At 69.4% G+C, this 17,023-nt stretch carries 12 protein-coding genes and 4 tRNA genes; 10 read left to right on the top strand and 6 right to left on the bottom strand.

What is annotated here, in order from left to right:
- The 8 genes from AOK23_RS13425 to AOK23_RS13460 all read left to right on the top strand — a co-directional run.
- On the top strand, positions 1-1,307 hold a 1,307-nt coding region (locus AOK23_RS13425; protein ID WP_055712947.1), incomplete at its 5' end, for a metallophosphoesterase family protein.
- Between the two features lie 82 nt (positions 1,308-1,389).
- A tRNA-Glu gene (locus tag AOK23_RS13430) sits at positions 1,390-1,462 on the top strand.
- Between the two features lie 36 nt (positions 1,463-1,498).
- Positions 1,499-1,573: transfer RNA gene (locus AOK23_RS13435), tRNA-Asp, on the top strand.
- A 25-nt stretch (positions 1,574-1,598) separates the two neighbouring features.
- A tRNA-Phe gene (locus tag AOK23_RS13440) sits at positions 1,599-1,672 on the top strand.
- An 89-nt stretch (positions 1,673-1,761) separates the two neighbouring features.
- Complete coding sequence (locus AOK23_RS13445) at positions 1,762-3,396, top strand: hypothetical protein (RefSeq protein WP_240496375.1); 1,635 nt, start codon at positions 1,762-1,764, stop codon at positions 3,394-3,396.
- A gap of 112 nt (positions 3,397-3,508) precedes the next feature.
- Positions 3,509-7,453, top strand: a complete 3,945-nt coding sequence (hrpA, locus tag AOK23_RS13450; protein WP_055712949.1) for an ATP-dependent RNA helicase HrpA — start codon at positions 3,509-3,511, stop codon at positions 7,451-7,453.
- 108 nt (positions 7,454-7,561) lie between these two features.
- A tRNA-Asp gene (locus AOK23_RS13455) sits at positions 7,562-7,636 on the top strand.
- Between the two features lie 364 nt (positions 7,637-8,000).
- Positions 8,001-8,222: a DUF6274 family protein gene (locus tag AOK23_RS13460; protein WP_055712950.1), complete on the top strand. Its 222-nt coding sequence runs from the start codon at positions 8,001-8,003 to the stop codon at positions 8,220-8,222.
- A 578-nt stretch (positions 8,223-8,800) separates the two neighbouring features.
- Here AOK23_RS13460 and bldC read toward each other — a convergent pair.
- Together bldC and AOK23_RS13470 are read right to left on the bottom strand one after the other, a co-directional pair.
- The gene (bldC, locus tag AOK23_RS13465) at positions 8,801-9,007 is read right to left on the bottom strand and encodes a developmental transcriptional regulator BldC (RefSeq protein ID WP_003949541.1); all 207 of its coding nucleotides are present in this window, start codon (positions 9,005-9,007) and stop codon (positions 8,801-8,803) included.
- A gap of 632 nt (positions 9,008-9,639) precedes the next feature.
- Positions 9,640-10,482 carry a DUF8083 family protein gene (locus AOK23_RS13470; RefSeq protein WP_055712951.1) on the bottom strand — a complete coding sequence of 281 codons (843 nt, stop codon included), beginning with the start codon at positions 10,480-10,482 and terminating at the stop codon, positions 9,640-9,642.
- Between the two features lie 223 nt (positions 10,483-10,705).
- On the opposite strand from AOK23_RS13470, the gene AOK23_RS13475 reads away from it, so the two are divergent.
- Complete coding sequence (locus AOK23_RS13475; RefSeq protein WP_055712952.1) at positions 10,706-11,800, top strand: Leu/Phe/Val dehydrogenase; 1,095 nt, start codon at positions 10,706-10,708, stop codon at positions 11,798-11,800.
- A gap of 313 nt (positions 11,801-12,113) precedes the next feature.
- Entirely contained in the window at positions 12,114-12,371 is a 258-nt protein-coding gene (locus AOK23_RS13480; RefSeq protein WP_055712953.1) for a DUF3073 domain-containing protein, read from the top strand.
- 197 nt (positions 12,372-12,568) lie between these two features.
- On the opposite strand, the gene purM is transcribed toward AOK23_RS13480, so the two are convergent.
- The 4 genes from purM to AOK23_RS13500 form a co-directional block, all read right to left on the bottom strand.
- Positions 12,569-13,651 carry a phosphoribosylformylglycinamidine cyclo-ligase gene (purM, locus tag AOK23_RS13485; RefSeq protein WP_055712954.1) on the bottom strand — a complete coding sequence of 361 codons (1,083 nt, stop codon included), beginning with the start codon at positions 13,649-13,651 and terminating at the stop codon, positions 12,569-12,571.
- A gap of 50 nt (positions 13,652-13,701) precedes the next feature.
- The gene (gene purF / locus AOK23_RS13490) at positions 13,702-15,228 is read right to left on the bottom strand and encodes an amidophosphoribosyltransferase (RefSeq protein ID WP_055536680.1); all 1,527 of its coding nucleotides are present in this window, start codon (positions 15,226-15,228) and stop codon (positions 13,702-13,704) included.
- 84 nt (positions 15,229-15,312) lie between these two features.
- Positions 15,313-16,137, bottom strand: coding sequence for an META domain-containing protein (locus AOK23_RS13495; RefSeq protein WP_055712955.1), 825 nt, complete (start codon positions 16,135-16,137; stop codon positions 15,313-15,315).
- Positions 16,138-16,192: 55 nt separating this feature from the next.
- Positions 16,193-16,990: a maleylpyruvate isomerase family mycothiol-dependent enzyme gene (locus tag AOK23_RS13500; protein ID WP_055712956.1), complete on the bottom strand. Its 798-nt coding sequence runs from the start codon at positions 16,988-16,990 to the stop codon at positions 16,193-16,195.
- Positions 16,991-17,023: the final 33 nt, after the last annotated feature.

Here is a 17,023-nt window from a genome sequence, read left to right on the forward strand (position 1 = left end):
ACCGGGCCCAGGCCCTGGTCGACCACCCCGAGCGGATCTCGGGCCTCCAGGACGAGATCGCGTCGGACGTCCGGCGCGGCACGCTGGACCTGGCCCTGCGATCGGGCGTCGCCGTCGTCACGGGGGCGACCGCGCTGGGGCTGGCCGTCTACCGCCGCCCCCGCCGCGCCCTGGCCGCCGGCGGCCTGGCGCTCGGGCTGCTCGCCGCCTCCGGGGGCACCGCCGCCGCCACCTGGAACCCCAACTCGGTCCTGGAACCCAAGTTCTCGGGCCTGCTCTCCTCCGCGCCCTCCCTCGTCGGCAACGCGCGCAGCATCGTCACGGAGTTCGACGTCTACCAGAAGGAACTGGCACGCCTGGTGACGAACGTGACCAAGCTGTACGACGTCACGTCCACCCTCCCCGCGTACCAGCCGGACCCCACCACCATCCGCGTCCTGCACGTCTCCGACATCCACCTCAACCCCGCGAGCTGGAAGATCATCGCCTCGCTGGTGGAGCAGTACGAGATCAACGTCATCGTCGACTCCGGCGACACCATGGACCACGGCACCGCCGCCGAGAACGCCTTCCTGGACCCGATCGCCGACCTCGGGGCGCCGTACGTCTGGGTGCGCGGCAACCACGACTCCCAGGAGACCCAGCGGTATCTGAAGGGCGTCGAGAACACGCACGTCCTCGACGAGGGGAAGGCGGTGAACGTGGGCGGGCTGCGCTTCGCGGGGATCGGCGACCCGCAGTTCACCCCGGACCGCTCCACGGACAAGGCGGGCCTGCCCTCGGAGGAGGCGGCCGGACAGCGGCTGGCGGGGGCGCTGCGCGCCCAGAAGGCGGCCGGCACGCCCGTGGACATCGCGATCGCCCACAACCCGGACGCCGCGCGCGAGACGGACGGGGACGTCCCGCTCGTCCTCGCCGGGCACCTCCACCACCCGGAGATGGAGGTCCTGGACGAGGGCACCCGCCTGCGCATCGAGGGCTCGACCGGGGGCAGCGGGCTGCGCGCCCTGGAGGGCGACTACCCGGATCCGATCGAGACGTCGGTCCTGTACTTCGACCGCGACACCCATCGCCTCCAGGCCTGGGACGAGATCAAACTCGGAGGCCTGGGACTGACGACGGCCGAGGTCAGCCGCCACCTCCCGAAGGAGAACCAACCGGGAGCACTCCAGTCCCCGTCCCCCTCCGGAACTCCATCGGGCACTCCGTCGGGCACCCCATCGGGCACCCCGTCCGGCACCCCGTCCGGCACGCCTCCGAGCACGTCACCCGGCGGGGCGACCACCCGTTCCCCGGGCCGCCCGTAAACCGTTTTGGCGATACCTCCCGCCATCCCATATGCTTCTCACGTCCCCGACGCGCTGATGAAGCGCCCACGGCGGGCCGATAGCCCTCATCGTCTAGCGGCCTAGGACGCCGCCCTTTCAAGGCGGTAGCACGGGTTCGAATCCCGTTGGGGGCACGCAAGAACGTGTGCGACACTGTCGTACGCAACCTTGGTCCTGTGGAGCAGTTTGGAGTGCTCGCCACCCTGTCAAGGTGGAGGCCGCGGGTTCAAATCCCGTCAGGACCGCTCGGTGTTTCACGTGAAACACCGTGGCTGGGTAGCTCAGTTGGTACGAGCGTCCGCCTGAAAAGCGGAAGGTCGCCGGTTCGACCCCGGCCCCAGCCACACCGTACGAAAACCCCCTCCGGGTGACCGGAGGGGGTTTTCGTCGCTCATAGCGAGCCATCGCTCGCACCGAGAACCATGGGGGGTTCTTGAGACGCATCACCAGGGGGATCGTGACGGCCGGTGCCGTTCTGTTCTCCACGTTCGCGATACCCGGCACGGCGCACGCCGCCGCACCGACGGTCAAGGAAGCGACGAGCGACTCGGCCGACTGGTCGGTCATCGACGTACGGCTCAACCACGGCAGTGCCCTCGGCGAGGACGTGGAGAAGATCACCGCGACGCTCCGCCCGGTCGGCAGCGCCGAGTCGGAGACCCCGGTGGCCACCGTCACCGAGTTCAAGCAGACCTACTGGGTGAGCGGCTGGGAAGGCGTCTGGTCCTCCCCGCCCGTCCACCTGGACACGCTCGGCGACTACACGATCGACGTCGAGGCCACGACCAGCGGCGGCGAGACCACCGTCCGCAAGGACGCCGGGACGCTGCGGTACCGCAAGCAGCCCGTCATCCAGGACTTCGCGGTCACGCCCACCCAGCCGACCATCGAGGACAAGACGGTCACGGTCAGCGGTGACATGGTCGTCCGCGACCCGAGCACCCGCGCCACCGAACCGCTGCCCAGCGCCTCCGTGGACCTGAGGATCGGCCAACAGATCGAGACGACCACCACCGCCGACGAGAAGGGCCACTTCTCCGTCTCCCAGCAGGTGGAGGAGGGCGGCTGGGCCTGGGCCACCTACCGGGGCGACCTGGGCTACGCCACTGTCCCCTGGGTGAGCATCGACCCGAAGGCCGCGCCCACCCGCCTCGTCCTCGACAAGGCGAGCTTCCACCCCACCTCCGGCGCCAAGATCACCGTCACCGGCACGCTGGAGTACCAGAGCGGCGAGGCATGGAAGCCGCTGTCCGGCATCCCTCTGGAGATGGACCACAAGGGCAGCAGCATCTCGAACCCCATCGAGGCGACCACCGGCACCGACGGCCGCTTCAGCTTCGTCGCCAGTCCGTATCAGAAGACCGTCTACGAGGTGGCCTTCCCGCCGTACCCGAAGAACCAGTGGATCCAGCGCACCGCGACCGCCGACGTCAAGGTGTCGGTCACGGCGACGACCAGGTTCCGCGAGTTCACCGCCTCGCTGGACGAGTACGCCGAGCTCAGCGTCTCCGGCATCCTCGGGATCAGCGGGGACGACCACGGCGAGCGGGTCGGTGTGGCCGTCCAGTACTCGCCCGACGGCAAGACCGGCTGGACCACCGAGAAGACCGTCAGGACGAGCTTCGACTCCCAGTTCCACACCACCCTGCCGGGCTACACCGACGGCTACTGGCGGCTGAAGTACGCCGGCTCCACCACGACCGACGTCAAGGGCACCACCAGCAGCGTCCTGCGCAAGAACCGGGCCCTCACCCGGATCAAGAACGCCGACGCCTCGCCCGAGCCGGTCCGCAAGGGCCGGACCCTCACCGTCAAGGGCGTGCTCCAGGAGCGCAAGGCGGGCACCTCGACCTGGAAGGCGTACGGCTCCAAGAAGGTCCAGATCCTCTTCCGGCCCAAGGGCAAGAAGACCTGGTACCTGATGACGACCGTCACCTCGAAGTCCAACGGCTCCTTCAGCAAGGGCTTCCGCGCCCAGCAGGACGGCACCTGGGTGCCCGTCTTCCTGGAGCCCGACGGCAAGCACTTCGTCGGCAGCGGCACAGAGGACTACGTCGACGTGCGCTGACAGCCGCGGCCCACGCGGCGGCGGGCGGTAACGCGCATCACAGGCGCACAGCGAGGGGCGGACGCAAAAGCGTTCGCCCCTCGTTTCGTCGAGGTGAGATCCTGGACGGCGTATGTCTACGCCACCTGCCCCCGCCCTCGGCGCCCTCGCCCCCCGCCTGGCCGAGCTGTCCCTGCGCGACGCGCACCGGCTCGGGCGCAGGCTCGAAGGCGCGCGCAAGATCCGTAAGCCCGAGGCCCGGGCCGCCGTCCTCGCCGAGATCGAGGCCGAGGTCGCCAAGGGCGAGGCCCGCATGGCCGAGCGCGCCGCCCGCGTGCCGGCCGTCTCGTACCCCGAACAGCTGCCCGTCAGCCAGAAGAAGGACGAGATCGCGGCCGCCATCCGCGACCACCAGGTGGTCATCGTGGCCGGTGAGACCGGCTCCGGCAAGACGACCCAGATCCCGAAGATCTGTATGGAGCTGGGGCGCGGCGTCCGCGGCATGATCGGGCACACCCAGCCCCGCCGGATCGCCGCCCGCACCGTCGCCGAGCGCGTGGCGGAGGAGCTGGACACCCCCCTCGGCGAGGCCGTCGGCTGGAAGGTCCGCTTCACCGACCAGGTCAACCAGGACTCGACCTTCGTCAAGCTGATGACGGACGGCATCCTGCTCGCCGAGATCCAGACGGACCGCGAGCTGCGCGCCTACGACACGATCATCATCGACGAGGCCCACGAGCGGTCCCTCAACATCGACTTCCTGCTGGGCTATCTCGCCCAGCTGCTCCCGAAGCGCCCGGACCTCAAGGTCGTCATCACCTCCGCGACCATCGACCCCGAGCGGTTCTCCCGCCACTTCGGCGACGCCCCGATCGTCGAGGTCAGCGGTCGTACGTACCCGGTCGAGGTGCGCTACCGCCCCCTCCTCGAAGAGGACTCCGACGACGCCGACCGCGACCAGATCACCGCCATCTGCGACGCGGTCGAGGAGCTTCAGGGTGAGGGCAAGGGCGACATCCTCGTCTTCCTCTCCGGTGAACGCGAGATCCGCGACACGGCCGACGCGCTGATCAAGAAGAACTACCGCTTCACCGAGGTCCTCCCCCTCTACGCGCGGCTCTCGCACGCCGAGCAGCACCGCGTCTTCCAGCCGCACACCGGCCGCCGGATCGTGCTGGCCACCAACGTCGCCGAGACGTCGCTGACCGTGCCCGGCATCAAGTACGTCATCGACCCGGGCTTCGCCCGTATCAGCCGCTACAGCCACCGCACCAAGGTCCAGCGGCTGCCGATCGAGCCGATCTCCCAGGCCAGCGCCAACCAGCGCAAGGGCCGCTGCGGCCGTACGTCCGACGGCATCTGCATCCGCCTGTACACCGAGGACGACTTCAACGCGCGCCCGGAGTTCACGGACGCCGAGATCCTGCGGACGAACCTCGCCTCCGTCATCCTGCAGATGACCGCGGCCGGCCTCGGCGACATCGAGAAGTTCCCCTTCATCGACCCGCCGGACCACCGCAACATCCGCGACGGCGTCCAGCTCCTCCAGGAGCTCGGCGCGCTCGACCCCACGCAGAAGGACGTCCGCAAGCGGCTGACCACGATGGGCCGCAAGCTCTCCCAGCTGCCCGTCGACCCGCGCCTGGCCCGGATGGTCGTCGAGGCCGACAAGAACGGCTGCGCCCGCGAGGTCATGGTCATCGCCGCCGCGCTGTCCATCCAGGACCCGCGCGAACGCCCCGCCGACAAGCAGACCCAGGCCGACCAGCAGCACGCCCGCTTCAAGGACGAGTCCTCCGACTTCCTCGCCTTCCTCAACCTGTGGCGGTACGTCCGCGAGCAGCAGAAGGAACGCGGCTCGTCGTCCTTCCGCCGGATGTGCAAGCAGGAGTACCTCAACTTCCTGCGCATCCGCGAGTGGCAGGACATCTACAGCCAGCTCCGCACGGTCGCCAAGCAGATGGGCATCCACCTCAACGAGGAGGACGCCCCCGAGCAGCAGGTGCACGTCTCGCTCCTGGCCGGCCTGCTGTCCCACATCGGCATGAAGGACATCAAGGACGGCGCGAAGAACGAGTACCTGGGCGCCCGCAGCGCCAAGTTCGCGATCTTCCCCGGCTCGGCCCTCTTCAAGAAGCCCCCGCGCTTCGTGATGTCCGCCGAGCTGGTGGAGACCTCCCGCCTCTGGGCCCGCGTCAACGCGAAGATCGAGCCCGAGTGGGTCGAGCCGCTCGCCGAGCACCTGCTGAAGCGCACGTACAGCGAACCGCACTGGGAAAAGGACCAGGCGGCCGTGATGGCGTACGAGAAGGTCACCCTGTACGGCGTCCCGATCGTCGCCCAGCGGAAGGTGAACTACGGCCGCATCGACCCCGAGGCCAGCCGCGAGCTCTTCATCCGCAACGCGCTCGTCGAGGGCGACTGGCGTACGCACCACAAGTTCTTCGCCGACAACCGCAAGCTCCTCAGCGAGGTCGAGGAGTTGGAGCACCGCGCCCGACGCCGGGACATCGTGGTCGACGACGACACCCTCTTCGACTTCTACGACCAGCGGGTCCCCGAACACGTGGTGTCGGGCGCCCACTTCGACTCCTGGTGGAAGCACAAGCGGCATGAGCAGCCCGACTTCCTGGACTTCGAACGCGAGATGCTCATCCGGGAGTCGGCGGAGGCGGTCACCAAGGCGGACTACCCGGACTCCTGGCGCCAGGGGCAGCTCAAGTTCCGCGTCACCTACCAGTTCGAGCCGGGCGCGGACGCGGACGGCGTCACCGTCCACATCCCCCTCCAGGTCCTCAACCAGGTCACCGACGAGGGCTTCGACTGGCAGATCCCGGGCCTGCGCGAGGACGTGGTGACGGAACTGATCCGCTCCCTGCCGAAGCCGATCCGCCGCAACTACGTCCCGGCCCCCAACTACGCCAAGCGCTTCCTCGACCAGGCGGTGCCCCTCCAGGAGCCGCTGACCGTCACGCTCGCCCGCGAACTCAAGCGCATGGTGGGCGTGCCCGTGGCCGCCGAGGACTTCGACTGGGCCCGCGTCCCCGACCATCTGAAGATCACCTTCCGTATCGTCGACGAGCGGCGCCGGAAGCTGGCCGAGGACAAGGACCTGGAATCCCTGCGGCTCCAGCTGAAGCCGAAGGCCCGCAAGGCGCTCTCCCAGGCCGCCGCGGCGACCGCCGAACGCCAGGGCGGCGAGTCCCTGGAGCGCACCGGCCTGACGGACTGGACGATCGGCTCCCTCACCCGCGTCTTCGAGACCCGCCGCGCCGGCCACCCCGTGAAGGCCTACCCGGCCCTCGTGGACGACGGCGACACCGTCTCCGTACGCCTCTTCGACACCGAGGCGGAGCAGTCGGAAGCGATGTGGAAGGGCACCCGCAGGCTCATCCTGCGAAACATTCCGGTCAACCCTGCGAAGTTCGCGAGCGAAAAGCTGACCAACGCGCAGAAGCTCGCCCTCTCGGCGAACCCGCACGGTTCGATCCAGGCGCTGTTCGACGACTGCGCGACGGCCGCCGCCGACCGACTCGTCGCCGACTTCGGCGGGCCGGCCTGGGACGAGGAGTCGTACCGCAAGCTCTACGACAAGGTCCGCGCGGAGATCGTCGACACCACCGTCCGCACGGTCGGCCAGGTCCAGCAGGTCCTCGCCGCCTGGCAGGCCTGTGAGCGCCGCCTGAAGGCCACGAGGAGCCCCGCCCTCCTGCCCAACCTCGCGGACGTACGCGGCCAGCTGGACGCCCTCGTGAAGCCGGGCTTCGTCACGGAGACAGGGCTGCGCCGCCTCCCGGATCTGATGCGCTATCTGGTGGCCGCGGACCGGCGGCTCCAGCAGATGCCGACGAGCGTCCAGCGGGACACCTCCCGCATGGAGAAGGTCCACGAGATGCGGGACGAGTACGCCTGGCTGCTGGAACAACTCCCCCAGGGGCGGCCCGTACCGTCCTCGGTCCTGGACATCCGCTGGATGATCGAGGAACTCCGCGTCAGCTACTTCGCGCACGCCCTGGGGACGGCGTACCCCGTCTCCGACAAGCGCATCGTGAAAGCGATCGACGCGGCGGTGCCGTAGCCGTCATACTGTGACGAGCACTGCACGTTGGGTGAGTTCGACCGGGGGCTCCCCCTCCTGTAGAGTCTCTTCTCGCAGGCCAGCGCACACACGCTGACTGCGAAACCTGGTCCTGTGGAGCAGTTTGGAGTGCTCGCCACCCTGTCAAGGTGGAGGCCGCGGGTTCAAATCCCGTCAGGACCGCACGATTCAGAGAGACCCGCATCCGCCGAGGATGCGGGTCTTTTTGCTGCGCCGTGACAAGGGGGAGCGCCCTGGGGTTCGTTGGCGGCCGTGGGTGAGTGGGAGCCGTTCGCGCAGTTCCCCGCACCCCTGAAGGCATGGGCCTGGCGGCCCAGCCTTCATCGAAAGCACGGGGCGCAGCCCCGGCCTCTTTTCAGGGGCGCGGGGCTGCGCGAGAAGCCACAACGCACCCGCGGCCGCCGACGAACCGCGCACCCCCCAACCCACTAAGCACCCGGCCCCCCAGCGGACACGCCGGGGCTTGACGGAGTCACATTCCATCGGTACCTCGGAAACAGGGCCCCAAGACCCCCGGAGGTGGCGTATGGCGGCGTCCGCTCGGCACGAGACCCGCGCTCTGCTCCGCGCCCATCTGTCGGCCGCCTCCTCCTACCGCCACTTCACCCGGCACTGCCCGATCTGCCACCGGCTGCTGCGCCTGACGACGGACACCGTGACGACGCGCATCCTGACGACGGACGCCCCCACGGCCGGCGAGGACCGCGCCGAGGACCCCACGGAGGACGAGAGTCCCTCCAAGGCGTGAACGGTGGCGTGAGCGCCGACGGGCGGGGAACTCACTCGGCGGAACGCCGGGCCCGCCTCAACTCCCGTCCCCTTTACCGCACGTGACTCGCGGGTAACAAGCCACCCAGCATGTGACGGGTGTCACTGTATAAGTTTCCGGAACATGGGTTCTTACAGGTCTCCTACAACTGGTCAATTTAATATGTGCAATTGCACCAGTCTCCCGAGGCCCCCCACAGGAGATCCGACAGCCCTCCCCAGAGTCCGACAGTCCCGCGCACAGACGGCCAGGCCCACGCACAAGTCGGCGCGCCGGACACGCGGACGACCGGGCCCGGAGGCCCGGTCGTCCGCCCAAGCGCACAAAAAAGATCGCGCTGGACCCGGCGGAGTCCAGCGCGATCTGACGACGCACCCTTGTTGCTTGCCTGGCGAAACCCAGAACAGATGGAAGCTCTGGAAAGCTTTGTGTGGCTCGGGCGTGGGATCTGTTGGGGCAGAACCCGCGTCGCTTGGCGCTGCGTGAGCGGTTGAGCTGCGCTTTCAGGCGGCTCGGCCGATTGGGGGACCAGCCGAAATGCCCTGTTCTGCGGTGGTTCAGGCCTCGCTGCGCTGCTGCGGAATACCCGCGAGCAGTGCGCGGACCTCAGCCTCGCGGTAACGGCGGTGTCCGCCGAGCGTGCGGATGGACGTGAGCTTGCCGGCCTTCGCCCACCGCGTGACCGTCTTGGGGTCGACGCGGAACATGGTGGCGACCTCAGCCGGGGTCAGCAGCGGCTCGGCATCAGGGGTGCGAGCGGTCATGAGCGGCCTCCTCGGGAGAACCGAACCTTCTCGGTTCTTTCCTCTAAATTCTGCACCTTGACCCGCGTTGCCCGAAATGGCGGACGCGAGTCGAGTCGGTTATAGGACGAACGGCTTGTCCTCGGCACTACAACTACACCATCTGTCCAGCCGCGTCGGCCAAACCGATGGAATTGCCCTCCCAGGTGTTCATCAGCGACGGATGCCGATGGACCATGCCATAGCGGACAGTCACGCCACTGTGACGATCAGTCACAGTGGCGTGCAGGAGTCACGAGACCCCCCAATAGCGTGCAATGCTGAGATTCCACCCAAAGGCGGGCAGAGGGAGCCTCCCCCGGACTCCTTGTCCTATTTTGGCATGAGGAGGTGCGTAAGAGGCAAGGCCCGCGTAAGTGCAATCCGTCACGCTTGACGACTGCTTGATACAAAAGCCCGGATCGGGGACCTACGTCCCATGATGACGCCCGAGCGGAACTTCGGTGCGTCAAGCCTGGGCCAAGGGTGGACAGTTCACCATGCTTCGGCCTCCATGGAAAGCCTTTTCCCATCCGCCCCACAAGTCACAAGTACGGGTGGGGCGTTGAGCTGGTTCAACCGCTTCTGCCCGGTACGGCTCACCGAACGGCGGTTCAGTTGGCGGAGCGCCGGTCCCGTACCGCCCGCCACCGCTCGACCAGCCGCCCGTACGCCTCACCGGCGGCCAGACCGTCGCCGTTGCGCAGGGCCTCGATGCCCTCGGCGACATCCGCCGCGGAGTGGTCGCCGTCCAGCTCCTCCGCCGGCAGGACGTGCACGAGACCGCCGTAGTCCAGCTCCACGAGCGAGCGCGGGTGGAACTCCTCCAGCCAGCGGCCCACGTCGACCAGCCCGTCGATCAGCGGCCCCTCGTCGAGGGCCTCGCGCAGCGCCCTGAGCCCCCGCGCCACCCGCCGCCGGGCCTGCACCATGGGCGTGCGATAGCGAAGCACGGGTGAGTTCTCGGCCGAACCCTTCTCATAGGTGCGCTCCTCGTCCGCGACGAGGACGAACCAGTTCAGCGGCACGTGCCAGGTCGAGGTGCGGATCCATGGACGGGCGTCGGGGTTGCGGGCCATCCAACGCTCGTAGTCCTGGCCGGCCTGTCGGCGCACCAGCGGCGGCAGCACCGCGTCCAGCAGCGGCGCGGGCAGCTCCTCGGCGAGATCCCCCAGCGCCTGCCAGCCGCGCAGCCGGGTGCGCCAGGGACAGACACAGACCACCCCGTCCACCTCGAGCACGAAGGCGTCACCGCTCTCGTGCACCGGCACCGGGATCGGCGGCGTGGGCAGCAGATCGGCCAGCGACCGCCGCAGCTCGTCCTGGTAGGAGGGGCGCTCGGCGCGACGGGCGTACCGGGTCCAGTGGGTGCGCTCCGGCTCCGGGAAGGCTGCCAGCGGCTCGTACACGCGGAGGTACGACGCGTACGGGACGATCACCGAGGACACCTTGGGCACGCCTGCTCCCTCCCCCGCCGACCACCGGGGAAACCTGCGGAACCCGCCCATCGGCGGGCCGGAAAACTGTGCGGATCACACCACGGCCGTACTCCAGGAGTGGGTGATCCTGAAGCTCCGCCGCTCCAGAGCGGTCGTGAGGCTCTAACCTCATGCTCACAGCCCCCGCCACCCGTACGGGGAGCCGTAACCAACCGCCGCTTCTTACCCAGGAGTCACCACAGTGACCGACGTATCTGACGGCGTCCTGCACACCCTGTTCCAATCGGACCAGGGCGGTCACGAGCAAGTCGTGCTCTGCCAGGACCGGGCCAGTGGCCTCAAGGCCGTCATCGCCCTCCACTCCACCGCGCTGGGCCCCGCCCTCGGCGGCACCCGCTTCTACCCGTACGCCACCGAGGCCGAGGCCGTCGCCGACGCCCTGAACCTCGCGCGCGGGATGTCCTACAAGAACGCCATGGCGGGGCTCGACCACGGCGGCGGCAAGGCCGTGATCATCGGCGACCCCGACCGGATCAAGAGCGAGGAGCTGCTACTCGCCTACGGGCGGTTCGTGGCCTCGCTCGGCGGCCGGTACGTGACCGCGTGCGACGTCGGCACCTATGTCGCCGACATGGACGTCGTGGCCCGCGAGTGCCGCTGGACCACGGGCCGCTCCCCCGAGAACGGCGGCGCCGGCGACTCCTCCGTGCTCACCGCCTTCGGGGTCTACCAGGGCATGCGGGCCTCCGCCCAGCACCTGTGGGGCGACCCCACGCTGCGCGACCGCAAGGTCGGCATCGCCGGCGTCGGCAAGGTCGGCCACCACCTCGTCGAGCACCTGCGGGCCGAGGGCGCCGAGGTCGTCGTCACCGATGTGCGCGAGGACGCCGTGCGCCGGATCCTCGACCGCCACCCCGAGGGCGTCACCGCCGTCGCCGACACCGAGGCGCTGATCCGCGTGGAGGGGCTCGACATCTACGCCCCGTGCGCGCTCGGCGGAGCGCTGAACGACGACTCCGTGCCCGTGCTCACCGCCAAGGTGGTGTGCGGCGCGGCCAACAACCAGCTCGCCCACCCCGGCGTCGAGAAGGACATCGCGGACCGCGGGATCCTCTACGCGCCCGACTACGTGGTGAACGCCGGCGGCGTCATCCAGGTCGCCGACGAACTCCACGGGTTCGACTTCGAGCGGTGCAAGGCGAAGGCGTCGAAGATCTTCGACACCACGCTGGCAATATTCGCACGTGCGAAGACGGATGGGATTCCGCCGGCTGCCGCGGCCGACCGGATCGCCGAGCAGCGGATGCAGGAGGCGGCCGCCGCACGCGGACGCTGACGTTCCGCGGGCACGCCCGCGCGAGGGTCGCACGACAGGGCCCGGTACCCGCCGACGGCTTTAGAGAGAACTCTCACTTCCGTCGGCGGGTCGCCCGCCAAGAAACGGTTAAAATCGCGGTTGACCAGCGGGGAAAGGGCTCCTCGCAGGTTCTGGGCACGGGCACGTCCTGCGGGCGACGTACCGTATGGGCGCGGGCTCAGGTACCGTGGAAGCCCTACGGACCGGTCTCTCCACGGAGAGCCCGTTCCAGAACATGAACGCGTGTCAAGACTCTGGGGCCGTCGAGCCCCGTCACCGAGGGGGTCGAGCCATGGGGCGCGGCCGGGCCAAGGCCAAGCAGACGAAGGTCGCCCGCCAGCTGAAGTACAACAGCGGTGGGACTGACCTGTCGCGTCTGGCCAGCGAGCTGGGCGCATCGACTTCGAGTCAGCCTCCGAACGGCGAACCGTTCGAGGACGACGAGGACGACGACGACCCGTACGCGCGGTACGCGGAGTTGTACAACTCCGACGATGACGACGATGAGGACGACGGGTCCGGTCCTGCGTCCCGTCGCCGCGGGGCTTGACCGTCCAGCTGCGCTTCACCCGGTCCGAGCGGATTACGCCGGACCGGGTTTTGTGCGGTTGCGCTCCGCTTGAGGGGCCGGGCGCCTTATAGCTCGGGGGCCACGGTGCTTTGGCGACTGCGGGTGCGTTGTGGTTGCTCGCGCAGTTCCCCGCGCCCCTTTCGGCGGCTTCGCCGCCGTCCGGGGCGCGGTCGGCGTCACCCTCGGGCGTACTCGCTCACGAGTTCCGCGCCCGTCGTGTGGGTGTCTCGGTCGGTGATCTCGCCTGCCAGCCAGGCCTCGACGCCTCGGTCCGCCAAGGTCGTCAGGGCCACGTTCGCCGACTCCTGGGGGACGATGGCGATCATGCCCACGCCCATGTTCAGGGTCTTCTCCAGCTCCAGGCGTTCGACCTGGCCCGTCCGGCCGACGAGGTCGAACACGGGAGCCGGGGTCCACGTGGAGCGGTCGACCGTGGCGTGCAGGTGGTCGGGGATGACGCGGGCCAGGTTGGCCGCGAGCCCGCCGCCCGTGACATGGCTGAAGGCGTGGACCTCGGTGGTGCGGGTCAGGGCCAGGCAGTCCAGCGAGTAGATCTTGGTGGGCTCCAGGAGCTCCTCGCCGAGGGTGCGGTCGAACTCGGCGATCTGGGCGTCCAGGGAGAGCCCTGCCTGGTTCAGCAGGACATGCCGGACGAGCGAGTACCCGTTCGAGTGAAGGCCGGAGGACGCCATGGCGATCACCGCGTCACCCTTACGGATGCGATCCGGGCCGAGCAGGTGCTCCGCCTCGACCACGCCCGTGCCGGCGCCGGCGACATCGAAGTCGTCCGGGCCGAGGAGGCCGGGGTGCTCGGCCGTCTCGCCGCCGACGAGGGCGCAGCCGGCGAGGACACAGCCCTCGGCGATGCCCTTGACGATGGCGGCGACCCGCTCGGGGTGGACCTTGCCGACGCAGATGTAGTCGGTCATGAACAGCGGTTCGGCGCCGCAGACCACGATGTCGTCCATGACCATCGCGACCAGGTCGTGGCCGATGGTGTCGTAGACGCCCAGCTGGCGGGCGATGTCCACCTTGGTGCCGACGCCGTCCGTGGCGGAGGCCAGCAGGGGGCGCTCGTAGCGCTTGAGGGCGGAGGCGTCGAAGAGGCCGGCGAAGCCGCCGAGGCCGCCGAGGACCTCGGGGCGCTGCGTCTTCTTGACCCATTCCTTCATGAGCTCGACGGCGCGGTCGCCCGCCTCGATGTCGACGCCCGCGGCGGCGTAGCTGGCGCCGCCCTCGGCGATGGGGGTCTCAGACATGGCTGATGAGAACCTTCGTGTCGTACTGCGGGTGAGCAGGGGGCGGCGGACTACGGGCGACGGATCGCGTCGGCCGCGGCCGTGGCGGCGGGCCCGGCGGCCAGCTCGGTCTCCAGGAGCTGCTTGCCGAGGAGCTCGGGGTCCGGCAGTTCCATCGGGTACTCGCCGTCGAAGCAGGCACGGCAGAGGTTCGGCTTGGCGATCGTGGTCGCCTCGATCATGCCGTCGATGGAGATGTACGCCAGGGAGTCGGCGCCCAGGGAGGTGCCGATCTCGTCGATCGTCATGCCGTTGGCGATGAGCTCGGCGCGGGTGGCGAAGTCGATGCCGAAGAAGCAGGGCCACTTCACGGGCGGGGACGAGATCCGGATGTGGACCTCGGCCGCCCCGGCCTCGCGGAGCATCCGGACCAGTGCGCGCTGGGTGTTGCCGCGGACGATCGAGTCGTCGACGACCACCAGGCGCTTGCCCTTGATGACTTCCTTCAGCGGGTTCAGCTTCAGCCGGATACCGAGCTGGCGGATCGTCTGCGAGGGCTGGATGAACGTACGTCCGACGTACGCGTTCTTCACCAGACCCGCACCGAACGGGATCCCCGAGGCCTCCGCGTAGCCGATGGCGGCCGGGGTGCCGGATTCCGGGGTCGCTATGACCAGATCCGCCTCGACGGGGGCTTCCTTGGCCAGCTTTCGGCCCATCTCCACGCGGGAGAGGTACACGTTCCGGCCGGCGATGTCGGTGTCCGGGCGGGCCAGGTACACATACTCGAAGACACAGCCCTTGGGCTTCGCTTCCGCGAAGCGGGAACTGCGCAGTCCGTTCTCGTCGATGGCGATGAACTCGCCGGGCTCGATCTCGCGGACGTAGGAGGCGCCGCAGATGTCGAGGGCGGCGGACTCGGAGGCGACCACCCAGCCGCGCTCCAGACGGCCGAGGACCAGCGGGCGGATGCCCTGCGGGTCGCGCGCGGCGTAGAGGGTGTGCTCGTCCATGAAGACGAGGGAGAAGGCGCCGCGGACCTGCGGGAGGACCGCGTGGGCCCCCTCCTCGATCGTCAGCGGCTTGCCGTCCTCGTCGACCTGGGCCGCGAGGAGCGCGGTGAGCAGGTCGGTGTCGTTGGTGGCCGCGACACGCGGCGTACGGCCCTCCTGCTTGGGCAGGTCGGCGACCATCTCGGCGAGCTGGGCCGTGTTGACCAGGTTGCCGTTGTGGCCGAGGGCGATGGAGCCGTGCGCGGTGGCACGGAACGTGGGCTGGGCGTTCTCCCAGACGGAGGCGCCGGTGGTCGAGTAGCGGGCGTGACCGACCGCGATGTGACCTTGGAGGGAACCGAGCGAGGTCTCGTCGAAGACCTGGGAAACGAGGCCCATGTCCTTGAAGACGAGGATCTGGGAGCCGTTGCTGACCGCGATACCCGCGGATTCCTGGCCCCGATGCTGGAGGGCGTAGAGCCCGAAGTACGTGAGCTTGGCGACCTCTTCGCCCGGGGCCCAGACACCGAAGACGCCACACGCGTCCTGGGGGCCTTTCTCGCCGGGGAGAAGGTCGTGGTTGAGTCGTCCGTCACCACGTGGCACGCCACCGAGTGTAGGCGAGATCGCGCACCGGTCCGAATCCGCTGATCTCGCCCACCGTCGGTCCCGACTGCGCGCCGCCGCATGTCACTTGTCGGCGACCGCACCGACACCCAGGCCGTTTTCCCTGGTCAGCGTGATACTGCGGTGATCGATCCGATACTCCACCGTGCCCTTGAAGAGGCCGAGGAGGGTCCGCTCGGCGGCCATGAGTGAGTCGGAGCACATCTTGCGGGTGGTGCGCGCGTGGCCGAGGGTGATCTCGCCCTTGCTCACCGTCGCCTCTGCGGAGACCTCGTTGCAGCCGAGGCTGCCGCTGAGGGTGCCCTTCTTCTTGTCGAAGGCGAACCAGGCCTTGCCGTCGGCCTCCTCGGGGAGGGACTGGGCGACGTCGTGGTCCATGAGCGAGTCGACGCGCCACTTGGTGCCGTACAGCTCGGCGGGCTTCTCCTCGCTGAGCCGCACGGTGTCGCCGTCGGCCGTGGTGAGGGTGAGTCCGCCGTGGGCGGCCCTGGCCTTGAACGTCCCCGTGTCGAGGGTGCGGGAGAAGCGCTCCTCGAACTTCATCGGGGCGTCGCCGCAGGCCATCTCTGTGGACCGGGCGATCTCGAAGTCGACGGAGTCGTCCTTGAAGTCGGCGGTCGAGCCGAAGGTGTTGCAGCCGTAGTTGCCGTTGACCTCGCCGTTGTCGTCGATCTTCAGATAGGCGCCGTCGGGGGCCTTGGTGGTCTTCCCGTCCACGGTGAGGCTGTCGACCGTCCAGTGGACCCCGGTGACCGACTCCTTGGCGCCCGGTCCCACGGAGCCGCTGCCGGCGCCGGTACCGGACTCGGTGCCGCAGGCCGCGAGGAGCGGGAACAGGGTCAGGGCCGCGAGGGGCAGGGCGGTGCGGGTCAGTCGCTGCTTGTCCATGCCGGTGGGACGGGTGGGGTGCGTGGGCGGTTCCACCTGGTTGTTCGCGGGCGGTTCAGCTCAGCAGGGGGAGCAGCGCGCTCAGGTCGGCCCGTTCGCCGCTGGCGCTGACCTTCGCCTCGTCGAGGGCGGTGGCCCACTGCAGGCGGCCGGTGGCCAGGCGGACCCAGGTCAGCGGGTCGGTCTCGACGACGTTCGGTGGGGTGCCGCGGGTGTGCCTCGGCCCCTCCACGCACTGCACGACGGCGTACGGCGGGATCCGCACCTCCGTCGAGCCGCCGGGGGCCCGTGCGGCGAGGGTGTCGGCGAGCAGCCGGACGCAGGTGGCGAGGGCGTGGCGGTCGAAGGGCAGGTCGAGGCCGGGGACGGCGGCGTTCAGGTCGTCGGTGTGGACGACGAGTTCGACGGTGCGGGTGACCAGGTGGTCGGCGAGCGACATGGCGCCGACACGGGTGTCGACGACCCGGTCGTGCGGGGCGGCGGCGAGCCGCTCGGTGATCCGGCGCTCCGTCTCGGCGTAGAGGGCACCGAGATCCGGGTGGGCCTCGGCCAGGGCGTGGCTGCCCTCGGCGATGGCGTCGGCGAACGGGGCGGTGACCGCGCCGTAGTCGAGGGGCCCGGACTCCGCCTTCGCCGGTTCTGGCCGGTCCAGGGCCCGGCTCACGCTCTCCACGGCCATGGTGAGGTGCGCGGCCAGGTCCCGTACGGTCCACTCCCCGAGCCGGGTGGGCAGCGCGAGCTGCTCCGGGCCGAGCGCGGTCACGGCCTCTCGTACGGTCGCGAACTGGGCCAGCACGGCCTTGCGGGTCTTGGCGGGGTCGTAGGCGCGGGGGCGTTTCCTGGCCGGGGGCATGGTGGGGAGCCTATGCGGAGGGGAGGTCGGAGG

It is taken from the genome of Streptomyces torulosus (genome assembly GCF_001419765.1).
In the GTDB taxonomy this organism is placed as follows: Bacteria; Actinomycetota; Actinomycetes; order Streptomycetales; family Streptomycetaceae; genus Streptomyces; species Streptomyces torulosus.

Excerpts from the sequence above, each read along its gene's own strand:
- hrpA (WP_055712949.1), top strand. The coding sequence starts at position 3,509 with ATGTCTACGCCACCTGCCCCCGCCCTCGGCGCCCTCGCCCCCCGCCTG.
- AOK23_RS13460 (WP_055712950.1), top strand. The coding sequence starts at position 8,001 with ATGGCGGCGTCCGCTCGGCACGAGACCCGCGCTCTGCTCCGCGCCCAT.
- bldC (WP_003949541.1), bottom strand. The coding sequence starts at position 9,007 with ATGACCGCTCGCACCCCTGATGCCGAGCCGCTGCTGACCCCGGCTGAG.
- AOK23_RS13480 (WP_055712953.1), top strand. The coding sequence starts at position 12,114 with ATGGGGCGCGGCCGGGCCAAGGCCAAGCAGACGAAGGTCGCCCGCCAG.
- purM (WP_055712954.1), bottom strand. The coding sequence starts at position 13,651 with ATGTCTGAGACCCCCATCGCCGAGGGCGGCGCCAGCTACGCCGCCGCG.
- AOK23_RS13495 (WP_055712955.1), bottom strand. The coding sequence starts at position 16,137 with ATGGACAAGCAGCGACTGACCCGCACCGCCCTGCCCCTCGCGGCCCTG.
- AOK23_RS13500 (WP_055712956.1), bottom strand. The coding sequence starts at position 16,990 with ATGCCCCCGGCCAGGAAACGCCCCCGCGCCTACGACCCCGCCAAGACC.